This window comes from Halomonas sp. ND22Bw (genome assembly GCF_003011945.1).
Classification (GTDB): domain Bacteria; phylum Pseudomonadota; class Gammaproteobacteria; order Pseudomonadales; family Halomonadaceae; genus Halomonas; species Halomonas halophila.
In genome coordinates this window covers 1-279 of record NZ_PXWD01000668.1, presented here as the reverse complement: position 1 = coordinate 279, position 279 = coordinate 1, and the positions used below count along the sequence as shown (strand labels likewise).

Sequence of the window (279 nt, the reverse complement as noted above, 5' to 3'; positions counted from 1 at the left end):
CTTCGTCCTTCAGCTTGGGCGCCATGCCCAGAAGCGCAGTGGCGGCATTGGCGACGGAGCCGTCGAAGAAGGTGCGCACCATTCGCTGCAGGGATGTCTCCGCGACGGAGGCCGCTCCTGACGCCGGGGAATAGATGTAGGTCTGATCGACCGTGCGATGCACGACCAGCCCCTTGGCGACCAGTCGGCTCAGCAGGGCGCGGACGGCCGAGTTGCTGGGCGGATCGTTCAGGGCCGCGCCAATGGCGGCCGCCGTCCCTTCCTCCAGGCCGCAAAGAA

At 67.4% G+C, this 279-nt stretch carries 1 protein-coding gene; it reads right to left on the bottom strand.

Features of this window, described 5'->3' with window-relative positions:
• On the bottom strand, window positions 1-279 hold a 279-nt coding region (locus CVH10_RS19820; RefSeq protein WP_106489411.1), incomplete at both ends, for a BlaI/MecI/CopY family transcriptional regulator.